The sequence below is a fragment of the Fictibacillus sp. FJAT-27399 genome, assembly GCF_001510655.1.
Taxonomy (GTDB): domain Bacteria; phylum Bacillota; class Bacilli; order Bacillales; family Fictibacillaceae; genus Fictibacillus_C; species Fictibacillus_C marinisediminis.
This window is the reverse complement of record NZ_LMVC01000006.1, coordinates 84,814-98,560: the sequence shown is the minus strand read 5'-3', so window position 1 is coordinate 98,560 and position 13,747 is coordinate 84,814. Positions and strand designations below refer to the sequence as shown.

At 44.6% G+C, this 13,747-nt stretch carries 17 protein-coding genes and 1 riboswitch; of the genes, 4 read left to right on the top strand and 13 right to left on the bottom strand.

Translation table 11 applies throughout. From position 1 onward, the window contains the following. Positions 1-5 precede the first annotated feature (5 nt). Genes AR335_RS20700 through AR335_RS20690 form a run of 3 tightly spaced genes read right to left on the bottom strand, consistent with a single transcriptional unit; the run spans position 6 to position 2,085 of the window. Positions 6-572: a hydrolase gene (locus AR335_RS20700; RefSeq protein WP_062239605.1), complete on the bottom strand. Its 567-nt coding sequence runs from the start codon at positions 570-572 to the stop codon at positions 6-8. A 3-nt stretch (positions 573-575) separates the two neighbouring features. Then, positions 576-1,421, bottom strand: a complete 846-nt coding sequence (locus AR335_RS20695; protein WP_062239810.1) for a 1,4-dihydroxy-6-naphthoate synthase — start codon at positions 1,419-1,421, stop codon at positions 576-578. A 1-nt stretch (position 1,422) separates the two neighbouring features. Then, a complete protein-coding gene (locus tag AR335_RS20690) occupies positions 1,423-2,085 on the bottom strand; it encodes a futalosine hydrolase (protein ID WP_062239601.1) in 663 nt (220 codons plus the stop codon). Between the two features lie 151 nt (positions 2,086-2,236). Here AR335_RS20690 and AR335_RS20685 point away from each other — a divergent pair, with 151 nt between their 5' ends. Continuing rightward, the gene (locus tag AR335_RS20685; RefSeq protein ID WP_062239598.1) at positions 2,237-3,103 is read left to right on the top strand and encodes an MBL fold metallo-hydrolase; all 867 of its coding nucleotides are present in this window, start codon (positions 2,237-2,239) and stop codon (positions 3,101-3,103) included. A gap of 29 nt (positions 3,104-3,132) precedes the next feature. Continuing rightward, entirely contained in the window at positions 3,133-3,363 is a 231-nt protein-coding gene (locus tag AR335_RS24545) for a hypothetical protein (RefSeq protein ID WP_156419125.1), read from the top strand. Here the strand turns inward: AR335_RS24545 and AR335_RS20680 are convergent. The 8 genes from AR335_RS20680 to AR335_RS20640 form a co-directional block, all read right to left on the bottom strand. Next, positions 3,337-4,554: an MFS transporter gene (locus AR335_RS20680; protein ID WP_062239595.1), complete on the bottom strand. Its 1,218-nt coding sequence runs from the start codon at positions 4,552-4,554 to the stop codon at positions 3,337-3,339. The genes AR335_RS24545 and AR335_RS20680 overlap by 27 nt on opposite strands. Beyond that, positions 4,551-5,588 (bottom strand): ArsR/SmtB family transcription factor, encoded by a 1,038-nt coding sequence (locus AR335_RS20675; RefSeq protein ID WP_062239592.1) that lies wholly within the window; start codon positions 5,586-5,588, stop codon positions 4,551-4,553. Before AR335_RS20675 ends, AR335_RS20680 begins: the two co-directional genes overlap by 4 nt. 132 nt (positions 5,589-5,720) lie before the next feature. Further along, complete coding sequence (locus AR335_RS20670; RefSeq protein ID WP_369795868.1) at positions 5,721-7,454, bottom strand: alkaline phosphatase D family protein; 1,734 nt, start codon at positions 7,452-7,454, stop codon at positions 5,721-5,723. 423 nt (positions 7,455-7,877) lie between these two features. Continuing rightward, positions 7,878-8,624 carry a twin-arginine translocase subunit TatC gene (tatC, locus tag AR335_RS20660; protein WP_062239586.1) on the bottom strand — a complete coding sequence of 249 codons (747 nt, stop codon included), beginning with the start codon at positions 8,622-8,624 and terminating at the stop codon, positions 7,878-7,880. Positions 8,625-8,684: 60 nt separating this feature from the next. Next, a complete protein-coding gene (locus AR335_RS20655; protein ID WP_062239581.1) occupies positions 8,685-8,867 on the bottom strand; it encodes a twin-arginine translocase TatA/TatE family subunit in 183 nt (60 codons plus the stop codon). A gap of 122 nt (positions 8,868-8,989) precedes the next feature. Next, entirely contained in the window at positions 8,990-9,625 is a 636-nt protein-coding gene (locus AR335_RS20650; RefSeq protein ID WP_062239578.1) for a hypothetical protein, read from the bottom strand. Between the two features lie 128 nt (positions 9,626-9,753). Further along, positions 9,754-10,218: a DinB family protein gene (locus tag AR335_RS20645; RefSeq protein WP_062239576.1), complete on the bottom strand. Its 465-nt coding sequence runs from the start codon at positions 10,216-10,218 to the stop codon at positions 9,754-9,756. A gap of 57 nt (positions 10,219-10,275) precedes the next feature. Beyond that, on the bottom strand, positions 10,276-10,464 hold the full coding sequence (locus AR335_RS20640; protein WP_062239573.1) for a hypothetical protein: 189 nt from the start codon (positions 10,462-10,464) through the stop codon (positions 10,276-10,278). Between the two features lie 324 nt (positions 10,465-10,788). Then, positions 10,789-10,903: riboswitch (SAM riboswitch) on the top strand. Positions 10,904-11,022: 119 nt separating this feature from the next. Here AR335_RS20640 and AR335_RS20635 point away from each other — a divergent pair. Beyond that, positions 11,023-11,856, top strand: coding sequence for a MetQ/NlpA family ABC transporter substrate-binding protein (locus AR335_RS20635; protein ID WP_062239571.1), 834 nt, complete (start codon positions 11,023-11,025; stop codon positions 11,854-11,856). Between the two features lie 334 nt (positions 11,857-12,190). Here the strand turns inward: AR335_RS20635 and AR335_RS20630 are convergent, their stop codons facing one another. Together AR335_RS20630 and AR335_RS20625 are read right to left on the bottom strand one after the other, a co-directional pair. Further along, positions 12,191-12,625: an NUDIX hydrolase gene (locus tag AR335_RS20630; protein WP_053355082.1), complete on the bottom strand. Its 435-nt coding sequence runs from the start codon at positions 12,623-12,625 to the stop codon at positions 12,191-12,193. Next, complete coding sequence (locus tag AR335_RS20625) at positions 12,622-13,200, bottom strand: hypothetical protein (protein ID WP_062239568.1); 579 nt, start codon at positions 13,198-13,200, stop codon at positions 12,622-12,624. The genes AR335_RS20630 and AR335_RS20625 overlap by 4 nt, the downstream gene beginning before the upstream one ends. Positions 13,201-13,330: 130 nt before the next feature. Between AR335_RS20625 and AR335_RS20620 the strand changes: the two genes are divergently transcribed. Continuing rightward, the gene (locus AR335_RS20620; RefSeq protein WP_053355084.1) at positions 13,331-13,636 is read left to right on the top strand and encodes a hypothetical protein; all 306 of its coding nucleotides are present in this window, start codon (positions 13,331-13,333) and stop codon (positions 13,634-13,636) included. Positions 13,637-13,747 lie beyond the last annotated feature (111 nt).

Genomic DNA, 13,747 nt, shown 5'->3' with positions numbered 1-13,747 from the left:
TCTTTTCAGTTCACGTGAATGTGTTTCAAAAATTCCTCCAGCGTCCTTACCTTACCGATTTTCGGAAAAATAAAGCGGCAGGATGCGTCATGCTCTTCCTGGCTGAGCGCAACCATCGCGTCCGTTATGAAAACCTGGTTGTATCCAAACTGGAAGGCTTCTCTCGCCGTACTTTCAACACCGATGTTGGTGGCAATCCCGCAGAGCACAATGGTGTCAATTCCGCGGCGTCTGAGCTGAAGATCAAGATCCGTACCGAAAAAAGCTCCCCATTGGCGTTTCGTGACGACGTAATCATTGTCCGTAACACCAAGTTCAGGTGCAAACTCAGCCCAATCGGCAGGCCGTTCAGCAGAAGACGCAGGCTGGTCAGTGGCTGGTTTCAATGCATCTTTTCCATCATGAAACTCTACGTTCACGAATGATATAAATCCCTCTTTTTGACGGAACAGCTTCACCAATTCAGCAGCTTTCTCCACTACCTCTTGTCCACCAGGGAATTTGACGATCCCTTTTTGAAGATCGATAATGACGAGGGCTGTTTTATGAAAATCGATGTTTAGTGAATTCATAACTTAGTCCTCCATTTTTAAAAGTGTGGAATAGTCTCTTTCCGGTACAAGACCTTCTTTGGCTGCGCGATTAAGCAAAGAAATGATCGCTTCATAGCCCTTTTCCCCTAAATCAGCGGTAAATTCATTCACATAGAGGTTGATGTGCTGCTGAGCTACATCGAGTGATAGTTCGCTTGCATGCTGCATGACATATTCTCTTGACGCTTCTGGAGATTCCCACGCATAGGCAACTGAGGAACGAATCCATTTCGTGATTGATTCAATATCCATCGACTTGCGTGCAATAATCGCACCGAGCGGTATCGGCAGCCCAGTGTCCTCTTCCCACCAGTTACCCATATCGGCCAACAGGTTCAAGCCATAATTTTGATAGGTAAAACGGGCTTCATGAATGACGAGGCCAGCATCAATCTTACCTTCTTTAACAGCCGGCATGATTTGGTCAAACGGCATTACGACTGTTTCTCCAATTCCGCCTGGTACATTTTGAGCTGCCCATAGGCGGAACAGCAAATAAGCCGTAGAACGTTCGCTCGGCACGGCAACCCTTTTTCCTGACAGCATGTCCGGACTTACTTCGCCATCTTGATTCACAAGAACAAGCGGGCCGCAGCCTCGTCCAAGTGCTCCTCCGCAGGGAATCAAATCATAATGATCAAGCACCCAAGGAAGTGCAGCATACGAAATCTTTAGTATATCTGGCCCCTCCTGTCGTGCAGCCAATCCGTTTGTAATGTCAATATCGGCATAGGTCACATCAAATTCCGGGGTGCCTGGCACCATTCCATGTACCAATGCATGAAACACAAACGTATCATTCGGGCATGGTGAAAAGGCGATGCTCATTTTACCCATTTTTAAATACCTCCATTAAAACTTTACTTGCTGATTCAAGGGATATCAGCGCATCTTTTATCCGCCATCCCTCACGATCACGAGGACCTACCGTATTGGAGATCGCCCGGATTTCAAGCACCGGCAGATTGTACTCCTGTGATGCCAATGCCACACCGTATCCTTCCATCGCTTCAGCTGCAGCTTCCGGTTCCCGTTCCATTAATTCTTCAGTACTTTCTGCGGTGCCTGTCACCTTTGAAAGAGTGAGAATCGGTGCTGTTTGTGCGATTAGTCCAGCTTTTGACAGTGCAGAAGATATTGCCAAAACGATGCTTTCATCCACTCCAACTCTTGTTGAAGAACCAAATCCCAGCTCGTCCAGACTGAGGAAGCCATCGAGAGATTCAGCACCTAAATCGGCACAGACAATTTCATTTGCGATCACCAGTGAACCAATGTCAGCTCTATTGGCAAAACCACCGGCAATTCCTGCATTAATGACAAGATCATATGTATTGGCGTTTAATGCCTTCATCGTATTGATGGCTGATGCCACAGGTCCGACACCTGCCAGTACAACATCCACTCGGGGATCATGCCATCCGCGAAGAACGGCTTCTTTTTCCGCCTGTACGGATGTCATAATCAGTATCCGTCCTTTTAACTTATTCATGTTCAGTCCTCCTGTTCCCTCTTCAAAGGTAGCATTTATTCTGCTGTTTTTTCCACTTTCATGCTCTTGACAATAAGGGATTCCCGCATAAATTATACCGTATTGAAAACCCTATACGAGTAGAGAAAAAATGGAACGGAGGGTCTTCAGTATGGATCATGTGGAGGGCAGTGCTTCTACGAATAAATACATTCCAGTCAGCTCGGTCACTTCTGGTGAAGGAATAGAACTCGCACCCGATATTTACAGCTATACCAACCAGATCGTTAATCTTTGTTTTATCGGAAAGCCTGAAAACGGGCAAGATTGGGTACTGGTCGATGCCGGTATGCCTGATTCGGCCGAAAAGATCATCTATGAGGCTGAAGAGCGCTTCGGAAAAGGTTCACGGCCGAAAGCCATCATTCTCACGCATGCCCATTTTGATCATATCGGCGGCATCATTGGCCTTTTGAAAAAGTGGGATGTCCCTGTCTATGCCCACCGGCTTGAGCTGCCTTATGTCACTGGGAAGAAAGATTATCAAGAGCCAGATCCTTCTGTGGAAGGAGGTATGGTGGCAAAAATGTCCTTTCTTTTCCCGCACGAATCGATTGATCTGGATCAACGAGTAACCGCTCTCCCTGAAGATGGAACTGTTCCCGAAATGCCGGGTTGGCGCTGGGTTCATACACCTGGACATACTGACGGCCATATTTCCTTGTTTCGGGATTCTGACAAGGCCTTGATCGCCGGGGATGCTTTTATCACCGTAAAACAAGAGGATCTATACAGCGTCATCATACAGGAACTGGAGATCAGCGGACCACCCCGCTATTTTACCCCCGACTGGATGACTGCCTGGCAATCGGTAAAAAAACTGGAGTCGTTGCACCCCGCAATGGCGGTTACAGGACATGGGCGCCCGGTTAAAGGAGAATGGCTCTCACAAAATCTCACAAGATTAGCACGAGATTTTGATAAGATTGCCATTCCCGATTATGGTAAATATGTGGAGGATCCGCTGCCAGAGCAATAAATGGGGCTGTCCAAGAAGTCTGGTAGCTGTTGATCTCCGCTCCAGGCTGCTCGCTTTCCGCGTGGCGTGCGGTGAGCCTTACCGGCGTGAACGCCTACTTTTTGGCGCAAGCGCCTGCGGGAGTCTCACCTGTCACGCTAGTCCCGCAGGAGTCTCGCACCTTGCACTCCAATCAACTTTTCATTGAAGATTTTTCACGTCAAAGGAGCTGCCTGAAGGTCAATTTTCGACTTTCAGGACAGCCCCTTTTGTTTATTTAAAGAATGTATCCTTCCACTTTCCTTGATCAGAAAAAATAAACCGGGCAAGACAATAACCGTTCCGATCACACCAAAGGTCTGGCGTATGGAGAGTTGAATGAATGCTGAAGAAGCAAATAAGATCCCCAAAGGCATCGTGGCTCTCATGAACAGCAAGCGGACGGCACTTAACTGGGCCAATCGCTCTCGGGGAGCTTCCTTCTGGAAATTAGCAGCGCTTTGAGCGTTGAACAGCGGGAATACCATCCCACCAAACAACTCGCACATCCATGCCCCTGGAATCGACGTCACCACGAAAAGAAGAAGGAAGGAAATCCCTCCAGCTACGAGTCCAAAATACATCGTCCATGGCGATTTTGGAATTCGCTTTATTAGGACGGTCCCCAGCGCATAGCCGATCGGAAAAGCTCCTGAAAAAACAGCATACTCCCACCTCTCTCCATTGAGTTCACTCCGAATCAGAGGAACACTCAGGACCATGGCAGCTCCTACAGCAAATTGGACACTTGATGAAAGAAGGGTCAGCCTCAAGAGATATGGATACTGAAAAAAGTACTGATACCCCTGCTTCATCTCTGACCACCAAAATCGTTTAGTCCACACCGCTGCTCTTTTCGGTTCAAGCGGCGGTATTCGTGAAAGGGCATAATAGCTAACGAGAAACAAGAAAGAAGACAGTGCGTAAATAAGAGGCACAGGACTGATCAGCAGCAATAATGAAGTTACGCCAGGCGCAAGAAAACTCATTAGCCGTATCGTTCCATCAAGCAATCCATTCGCTTCTGCCAGCTCCTCTTTTTTGCAGATTTCAGGCAAAAGAGAAAACGACAGACTGGCATAGATCGGCTGCAGCAATCCTAAGCAGCATTGCAGAATGGCAAGTCCTAAAATGGTCCCCGCATGCGAATGGAGCAGTGATCCGATCAGCGGCAGCAAGTATGCACCCATGCGGATGAGCTGAATGTTTCGGAGCACTTTTTCTTTTATTACGTGATTTAAAAAAGGAGCACTGATTCCCTGCAGCACTAGAGAAGGTAGAAAGTAAACAAGCCACAATGCTCCCATCCATTCTTTTGAGCCGGTCAGTTCATACAGAAGCAATCCGTTGACAATGCCCCCTGCTGCTCCTCCAAATTCAGATACCATCTCTCCGGTCCAAAGTGCTTTAAACGACCTCGAGTAGCTTTTCATTCTTCTTTTCCCAAGTACTGGATTAATCTTTCCGAAAAAGACTGGATCTGTTTCACATTTGCCGAATAGATCCCTTTATCAACACTAACGAACTTCGCGGCTTTTAAAAGGGAAAGCTGATGGTGAAGTGTCGTTTTTGACATGTGAAACTGTCCGCTCAATTCCTGCAGTGATAATGGACCTTTTTGAAGCAGAAAAAGAAGTTTTAATCGAAACTCGTCTCCGAGCGCTTTATGCCCCCGGATCAGCTCTATGGACGGAACCCCTGGCTCGGTTAAATATTCTTCGTTTACCGGATAAAAGAAAAGCATGGTGTCAGGTGTCCGTAATTGCAGAACCCATGGCCGGTAAGAAACATGGGGAACAAGCTTTATGTACCACACTGATGGTTCAGGAATATACTTAACGCCGCCTGTAATTCGTTCAATCTCTTCCAATGGCTCTTCATATTTCACAATTTGTCTTGTTTCATGGGCAAGTGCCTGCATCCATTTTTCCCAAGCTGGCTTTGCACTTATAAAGCCATGCCACTCTTCCATCGCGGATAACATCAGCGAACTTAACTCAACGCGTGGCCGCTCTCCCAGCAATCGAACATAGCCTTCCAAGTAATCGTGCGCTTCAAAGTACGCAGCATATTCTGTAAAACAGTTCTTATGGCCAAAGTTTAGGGCGGTCTCCTTTCGAGTTGCTTCGGCTTCCCGGTTTTTATAGGGCAGGAGCATTTCATAAAATTCTTCCTCTGTCATGTTCTGCAGTTGATTCGAAAATTCTTGAAGGGTGTTCGCGTTCCAACGGTTTTGAAGCAGGAGCATTCCGTACCACAAGTTCGTTTCTTGGATTTGTTTCAGATGCTCAATAAGCGTACTGTTCATTTCCCCTTTCCAACCTTTCCATTGCTCGTCCAAATCAAAGGAATGCCTTAATTGTGCGTAGGTATAACCGGCAATACCAAGTATGACTTCCCATACAGATGAAGATTCTAGTGCCACTTGGACTTTTTCTGCGGGCTGTACGGATAAAAGGTGTTTCAAGACTTTCCATCCTCCTTTTATAGTTTCTTACTATATATTCTAAATTTAACGAACTATTTATTCAATATATTTCGAATAACTATTCAAAAAAAACACAAAAGCAGCTTTACGCTTTTGTGTTTCTGAGCCCATTTACTGTTTTACTTTCTCCTTTATTTGACCCATCTGCTTGTTATGCGCATGCGTATGAGCCGTAAAGCGGTCGTCCTCTACCTGTTCTGAAATCTTTAGCCCCTGTGGGACAATGGAAGCTGATACCCGCTTCAGCCCCAGCTGATCTTTTTGGTACACATAGGACGCTCGTGTAGATACTGCGGCACCTGGCTCTGTTACGAAAGGGACAACACGATAGTCAGACTGCCATTGTTCAGGTGTCACCTTACAGCGGACATAGCCGCGGTAGTCATTAAAAAATTTGATATGCGAATTTTGTTCCAAAATATGATCGGTATCTTTTCGCTTATCGGCGCCATTTCCACCGGAAGTGATGGAAGTTCCAACAAATTCAGCACCGAAGATTGTTGACTTCGGATTATCAAAATCCATCAGCAGGTTGGAAGCCCAGCTCGCGTGAACATCCCCTGTTAATACAATCATATTGTTCATGTTTTTACTTTTTACAAAGTCTAAAACCCGCTGGCGCTGTGCCGGATAGCCATCCCAGGAATCCATGCTGTAGACAGGGGCAGCGCTTGTCCCAAAATTCCATTGAGCAAAGAAAATCTGCTGAGCCAGTACATTCCAGTGAGCCTTGGAAGTACTCAGATTGTTAAAGAGCCAGCTTTCCTGTTCCTTCCCCATAAGAGTACGGCGAGGATCCAGTGATTCAGGAGACTGTGGTTTGTTTCCGTCTCCGTTGGCTTGATCCGACCGGTACTGGCGCGTGTCGAGTACATTGAACGAAGCGAGGTTTCCGTATGTGAAATTTCGGTATAAACGCATGTCCGGCCCGTTTGGCAGCGATGTTTTACGAAGCGGCATATGTTCATAATACGCTTGGTAAGCGGCAGCCCGGCGAATGATGAAAGCTTCAACGGATTGTCCTTTTTCAGGAATCTTGTCCGCATAGTTGTTTTCAACTTCATGGTCATCCCAGGTGACAACCCATGGGAAAGCAGCATGCGCAGCCTTCAGGTTCGCATCAGAACGATACTGGGCATGACGGTTGCGGTAATCATCCAGCGACATGACCTCTGCACTGCTGTGCGTACGGACATTTCCGGTTGCCGCGATATACTCGTTCGGGCCATATTCGTAAATATAATCACCCAGATGGAACACAAGATCCAGATCCTCTTCAGCCATATGCTTATAGGCCGTATAGAATCCGTGTTCATACTGCTGGCAGGAGGCAAAGGCAAACTTTAATTCTTTCACGGCTGATTCAGCCGCCGGCAAGGTTTTCGTTCTGCCGATCGGACTCAGTTCATAACCGCTTTTAAAACGATAATAATAGACTTCGTTAGGTTTTAACCCGCTCACTTCAACATGCACGGAATGCGCGAGGTCAGGCCTTGCCAACTCTGTTCCCTGCTGAACGATGTTGCGAAAACGTTCATCTCTGGCAATCTCCCATTTTACCGGAACAGCTTGTGCAGGCACCCCGCCCCCATTCAGCGGATCTGGGGCAAGACGTGTCCACAGCACGACGCCATCGGAAAGTGGATCACCAGACGCAACACCAAGGGTAAAAGGGTAGCTATGAAACTTTGGAGCCGCGTTAACCTCAAAGCCTCCTATGGACTGAGCCAACACCATACCAAGAGATAATCCCGCGATCTTTCCGGTTCCTTTTAGAAAGCTTCGACGATCAAACCTCTTGTCCTCATTACTCTTATCGGTTAGTTCCTTAATCCAATCCTCCATATGCCTCTCATCTGCCATGCTGATTCCCCTCTCATTGAAATAGTAGCGTACGAGGCTCAGTATAAAACCTGTTTGTGAATCTACCGTAAAGATATGTAAAGGCCGGAGTTTAAGAGAATAAAAGGAGAAGGCCCTTCTTCTCAGGACTTTTATCATCCCCTGTATCTTTTTTCAACATATTTCAATGCGTGAAGGGGCAAATTCAGTCAACCCTCAACAAACGATAAGGACTTTCGCCCAGGTGAATTTTAACATTCGCTTTAAAAAATCCTAACAATTGGAAGTTTAAAAAAGAGTGAGGGGAGCACTCTTTTTTGATTGGCGCGTATTTGTGTGAGATTGGATCGTATTTTGGGGAGATTGGATCGTAAAACGAGAAGATTCGCGCGTATTTCAGCCCAATCGGCGCGTATTCCTTCAAACTCACGAAGGCTTCCTCAGCTCCACAACATTATCCTCCTGCTTAGCCAGCTTTTTACGGTAAACAATCTTGGATAACGTGATGCTGAACTCATACAGAACCAAAAGTGGAATTGTGACAAGAAAATCGGACATGAAATCTGGCGGCGTAATAACAATCGCAATCAGTACTAAAACAAAATAAGCGATTCTCCGTGCTTTTGATAGAAGTTTTGGATTTACGAGGCCGATAGATGTCAGAAACATGATGACGAGAGGAATCTCGAACAAAAAGCCAAACGGCAGCGTGAGATTCATCATAAACCTGAAATATTTTTCTGATGTAAAGAAGGTCTGAAACTGTCCATCTGAAAGCGAGAGCAGGAAATCCAGCACCATCGGGTAAACAACAAAATAGCCAAAGGCAAGACCGGTGATAAACAGCAGAAATAAAGCCGGTATGTAGGACAATGCCGTTTTGGCTTCGTGTTTAGAGAGTGCCGGTTTCACAAACATCCAGATCTGGTGAGCCGCCACCGGAATCGTCAGTGCGATGGAGATGATGCCCGATATCATAAAATACACCCACAGAATATCACTTGGCCCAAGAACCGCAAGCTTCTCGTCCAAATCCCTGATTAGCCAGTGATAGATGTCCTGAACATAAATAAAGGAAACGATGAAAAATAGAGCAAATGTAACCAAGGTAATGATCAGCCGTTTTCGAAGCTCGCTTAGATGATCCACTAGGAGCATTTCTACATCCTTCATAATTTTTCACCTCTGCTAAATAAGAGGAAGGAGATGACGAATGGCCACCCCCTTCTTCTATTATTTCTGTTCTGCTCTCTCTTCCTTTTCATCCGAACTCATCAAATCTTTGGCAGAGTTTTTAAATTCTCTGAGTGTGCTGCCAAATGCCCGTCCAATCTCAGGAAGTTTAGAAGGCCCGAAGATAATTAACGCGATCACTAACATGATAACCAAGCCGGGTATACCGATATTTTGTAACATTGGAATTCCTCCTTAAGGATGTCGTTATCGCTTACCTCCTACGATAAATAAGTATTGTTGAGGAACTGTGAAGAAAAATTTAACATTTTATAAACTTAAAAAAGGATGGCATTCACCATCCCTTACACGATATTAATTGCCCGTGCCGCCAGTACAACGAGCGCAACAAGTGAGATCACCGATTGTGTCATCATCAGGAGTTTCGCCCGCCGGGAAAATACAGCCGTATCCGCCGGACTGAAAGCAACACTTGTGTTAAAGGCTACAAATAAGTAATCTAGGAAATTAGGCTTCCACCCTTCCCACTCTGGCAGAGAGGACATCATCTGAGGAAAACCAAATTCAGGCTTCCCTGGATTTTTTGAATTTCTCCGGATTGGCCCCCCTCTGTCGATCTCCCAATACCAGATCGCAAAAATCAGCACGTTCGCTGCCCACAATAGACCAGCACTTTGAAATAATTCACTGGCACTCGGCATGCCAAAAAATAAAGAATACACCAAGTCCACCATGCTGCTCATCAAGGCAAAAGTAAGAACTAAAACCCGAAGAATCGCAAATTTCCTCGACCATAGATCATGTTCAGAACTAACTGCGTAAAGCAAAGGAATATAAAGGATAAAAGCAATGACAATGACCGGCCAGTTCGGGCCGATTGTCACCATATTGGATAAAAGTTTAAATAGGACTCCGATGATGACGATCGCAACATCAGACGGCCAGCGGTAATCTTTTTTCGTACTCGTTTTCAATTTCATAAAACCGCCAACTTAAAAAGGGTAGTCAATGCAAGAAGAAATGCTCGTCCTCATACACCGCTACCTTATGATATGTTATTGAAAATGGAATGGTGAGATTATCTTTCCAGGCGAATTAAAGATTGATGTTATTCAAACAGTTGAATTTTCGGGTCTCTGCTATTTATGGCGAGTACCGTCTGCAGCTGACCTCTATGGTGATAGACATGTCCGAGAATTTCCAGCATCCATTCATATCTTGAATAGGACACTCCCCACCACGAGGTTGTAACAACAGACCAATCTTCATTCGAAAAACACGCCGTCTTTTCTTTTAAAAAAGCAAAATGATCAAGAAGCATCTCCTTTATTTCCGCAATGGTCTGGGGGTGATGCTTTTCATAGAACTCCTCCATCTCCTGCTGAGTGGCCCCATTCAAGATCATAAAGTCCGCTTTATAGATTACGGCTAGATGGGCTAAGAGTTCCCGTAACGTTCTTTTCTCCGCTCCCAGCGAAAGTTCCAGGTCGCTTTCTTCCATGATTTCTAAAATTTTTAGAATGTAATGGTTGGCTGCCTCCAGCTGGTGAAAAATTGGTTTTATTATATTCATGAGGACTCCTTTCTAAGTAAACAAAAAAACCCTCATATAAGGGTTTCATAGTGAAAATTAAACGCCAGTGCGACGGTGCTGGTTGTTGGCCTTTTTCGTCTGCTGGCTTTTCATTTGTTTGGTTGATTTAACCGGGTTTGTAGAAAGCTTTCCGTTAGCCTGCTGCTGCTTTTTTTCAGCCAGCTTTTGCTTGATCGCTTCCTGATAGCTCAGCTTTTTAGGCTGCCCATTATTTTCAGATGACATATTTCGTACCTCCTTATGCCGTGTAGATCATACTGTAATGATATCTTCTTCCACATGTTTTGTCTGCATTTTTTTACAAATAGGGCAACTTAATTGGAGAACATGCCCCAATTTCGCTATGATAGATGGCAGAAACAAGGAAAGGAACGCTGCACATGGTGGATTTTGAATTGGATACAGTGGATTGCGAGAGGTTCGCTTTTTCTTGAAGAGCTCCGACACTAACACCCATAAATATATTTATACAATGGCTCTGTAAGAAAAAAAGGAATTGACATTATTTTGAATCCCTGCCATAATACGAAGTAATTTGATATGAGTACACTCTTATTAAGAGCAGGTGGAGGGAATTAGCCCTATGAAGCCCGGCAACCATTCATGCTGAATCACAAGTATGGAAACGGTGCTAAATCTAACAGCGAAAGCTGAGAGATGAGAGGTCAACGGATTTATTCGGAAGCCCTCTGTCTCTTTTGAGATTGAGGGCTTTTGGTTTAACTCCATGCTCTCAAGACAGTGTAATACTATCAAAAAATGAAAATGGGGGTTGGGGAATCAATGAAATTAAAAAAATGGGGATTATTATTACTGGGAGTATTGATCGCAGCAGCATTATCGGCATGCGGATCATCTAGCACGAGCGGCGATGGGAAAAAGATAGAAAAATTAACTGTCGGTGCCTCTAATGTACCGCACGCTGTCATTCTAAAAGAAGCGGTTCCTTTGCTGAAGAAAAAAGGAATTGACCTGAAGATCGTTAAATTCCAAGATTACGTTCTGCCAAACAAAGCGCTGGCCAATAAAGAGATCGATGCTAACTACTTCCAGCACATTCCTTACCTGGAGCAGCAATTGAAAGAAAATCCAAACTATAAATTCGAAAACGCCGGAGCCATTCACATTGAACCAATGGGCGTTTACTCTAAAAAATACAAATCACTAAAAGATTTGCCGGACGGTGCAAAAGTAATTCTGAGCAATTCAGTAGCTGAGCATGGCCGAATCCTTTCTATCTTTGAAAAAGCAGGATTGATCAAGCTTAAATCAGGCGTCGGGTACAAAGCACAGCTGAAAGACATTGTTGAAAATCCAAAGAAACTTAAATTTAAGGCTGACATCGAGCCAGCTCTTCTTACAAAGGCCTATCAGTACAATGAAGGAGATGCTATCGTCATCAACACGAACTATGCCATCGATGCAGGACTTAATCCAAAGAAAGATTCCATCGCACTAGAAGGGCCTGATTCTCCATTTGCCAACATCATCACTGTCCGCCAAGGAGACAAAGACAAGAAAGCCATTAAAACCCTGGTTGAAGTTCTTCATTCTAAAAAGATCCAAACGTTTATTGAAAAAGAATACAAAGGCGCCGTCCTTCCTGTTTCAAAATAAGTTGAAATAAGAGCCTGGAGAATTTTCTCCTGGCTCTTTTTTGGTATGGGGCATGGGGCGGGGTGATGTGTTTGGCATGTAACATGCTTGATCTGGCACGTAAAGCGCAAAAAGCAGACTGTAAACTCTGAAAAACGGCACGTAAACTCAGCAAAGTGGACAGTAAACCATACAAACCCGCATGTAAACTCAAAAATCAGTATTCAAACACGTTACCTGCACATTAAAAACACAGCATGCTCCTCAAAAAAAAATAAAGCTTCCCCTCATCTTCGAGAAAGCTTCTTTTTCATCAAATAATTGTCCTTATTTTCTTGGATACTGCACTTCTTTTTTAGCTTCTGACGGTTCCTCGCTGACTATAGGAGATGGAATGATTGGATTTGATCCTTTCTTTTACACCATCCGGAAGATATAGATATGGCTCTGCTTCCATATAATCCATCCATGCAACTTCCTCGATTTCATCAGGACAAAGGGTCCCAATCTTTCCACCGGTTATTTTACCGAGGAACGTAAAGAAAATCACATGATGCCTACTTTCTTCAAAAAAGGCCTCTGATATTCCAAATACATTCTCTACTTCTACCTCCAGGCCCGTCTCTTCTCTCACTTCACGGACAGCACCCTGTTCAAGGGTTTCCCCTTCCTCTACTGCTCCTCCGGGAAGCGTATAATAGGAACCTTTTTCCCCTCTGTTCTTCACCATTAAGATGTTATCCGCTCGTTCGTCCCACAATAAAACATAAACCACATCTACACGTTTCATTTGCTCATCTCCTCTAACTGCTTTGATAGCTTCTCATTACTTATGTAGGCCAACTGTTCAACCTCGTTGAGTATCCTTGCCCTTCCTTTTTCACTCAAAGTCCATTTTTCAGGGACAATTTCTCGATTATCTTGCAGAGGCAAAACATCTAATACTTTATCATCACTTGCGTACAAAGAAGATAGAAGGTAAAAACGGCGACAGAAGAAAGACTTTCCGGCCAACAGAACGTTTCGATAAGGAGTAGAATTTAAGAATTCGAAAGCAGAGTGAATGACACTCTCTACGCCTTTGGCTTCATTCCGGTTTGGTATGGCCATCAGTCGATCCTCACTAATTCCCGCTTTTGATAAAAGAGGAGCATAGTAATTATATTCATTTTGTTTCAAGAACGAGTTATAAACCCCAGGAATCAGGATCAGCTCTGCCCCTTTTTCTTCATAAAAGGAGAGCAGCTGTTCATTTAATTCCGGAAAATGTCCGGGATGATATAAAATGACATCGGGCTGGTCGAATAAGTGAAGCTGCCTCATGAAAACAAGATCTTCCATACAGCGTAGTGCTGCGTTGTTCATCGTAAATTCCCCTTCATTTTGAATGTTTTCTTTATCCTTTCTTTAAGAGATGCGAAAACCCCTCTTTTCTAAAAGGCATAACCCCGAAACGATGTTATAATATGGAAAAAAAGGTGGAGGGATTAAGCGAATGCTTTTGAAATCTCTCGGTGTAGCTGCAATCGGTGTACTCATTTTATTTGTGGGATGGATGATTAAATGTTCAGGTACCGCTTCATTCGTTGCTGGTTACCGTCAGACTTTTTTTCCTCGTAATGAAAAGAAATTGGCTAGTCGAATCGGTATCATTATAATGGTCTTCGGATGTATCACGATTCTCTTTCCCATTGTTCACCTATTCATAGACGGATTGAGAGGATCTTTTTATGCATTACTCGCCGGATGCCATGTGCTCGCTGTTTTCATTGTGATCGCCATCGACCAAGTAAAAAATTAAAAGGGGCTGTCCAAGAAGTCTGTAAGCTGTTGATTTCCGTTCCAGGCTGCTCGCTTTCCGCGGGGCGTGCGGTGAGCCTTACCGGCGTGAACGCCTACTTTTTGGTGCAAG

What these genes read in the sequence shown, in the direction of transcription:
- AR335_RS20695 (WP_062239810.1), bottom strand. Translation starts at nt 1,421, where the DNA reads ATGAGCATCGCCTTTTCACCATGCCCGAATGATACGTTTGTGTTTCAT.
- AR335_RS20690 (WP_062239601.1), bottom strand. Translation starts at nt 2,085, where the DNA reads ATGAATAAGTTAAAAGGACGGATACTGATTATGACATCCGTACAGGCG.
- AR335_RS20635 (WP_062239571.1), top strand. Translation starts at nt 11,023, where the DNA reads ATGAAATTAAAAAAATGGGGATTATTATTACTGGGAGTATTGATCGCA.
- AR335_RS20670 (WP_369795868.1), bottom strand. Translation starts at nt 7,454, where the DNA reads ATGGAGGATTGGATTAAGGAACTAACCGATAAGAGTAATGAGGACAAG.
- AR335_RS20640 (WP_062239573.1), bottom strand. Translation starts at nt 10,464, where the DNA reads ATGTCATCTGAAAATAATGGGCAGCCTAAAAAGCTGAGCTATCAGGAA.
- AR335_RS20645 (WP_062239576.1), bottom strand. Translation starts at nt 10,218, where the DNA reads ATGAATATAATAAAACCAATTTTTCACCAGCTGGAGGCAGCCAACCAT.
- AR335_RS20630 (WP_053355082.1), bottom strand. Translation starts at nt 12,625, where the DNA reads ATGAAACGTGTAGATGTGGTTTATGTTTTATTGTGGGACGAACGAGCG.
- AR335_RS20685 (WP_062239598.1), top strand. Translation starts at nt 2,237, where the DNA reads ATGGATCATGTGGAGGGCAGTGCTTCTACGAATAAATACATTCCAGTC.
- AR335_RS20700 (WP_062239605.1), bottom strand. Translation starts at nt 572, where the DNA reads ATGAATTCACTAAACATCGATTTTCATAAAACAGCCCTCGTCATTATC.
- AR335_RS20650 (WP_062239578.1), bottom strand. Translation starts at nt 9,625, where the DNA reads ATGAAATTGAAAACGAGTACGAAAAAAGATTACCGCTGGCCGTCTGAT.
- AR335_RS20655 (WP_062239581.1), bottom strand. Translation starts at nt 8,867, where the DNA reads ATGTTACAAAATATCGGTATACCCGGCTTGGTTATCATGTTAGTGATC.
- AR335_RS20620 (WP_053355084.1), top strand. Translation starts at nt 13,331, where the DNA reads ATGCTTTTGAAATCTCTCGGTGTAGCTGCAATCGGTGTACTCATTTTA.
- AR335_RS20625 (WP_062239568.1), bottom strand. Translation starts at nt 13,200, where the DNA reads ATGAACAACGCAGCACTACGCTGTATGGAAGATCTTGTTTTCATGAGG.
- AR335_RS20680 (WP_062239595.1), bottom strand. Translation starts at nt 4,554, where the DNA reads ATGAAAAGCTACTCGAGGTCGTTTAAAGCACTTTGGACCGGAGAGATG.
- tatC (WP_062239586.1), bottom strand. Translation starts at nt 8,624, where the DNA reads ATGAAGGATGTAGAAATGCTCCTAGTGGATCATCTAAGCGAGCTTCGA.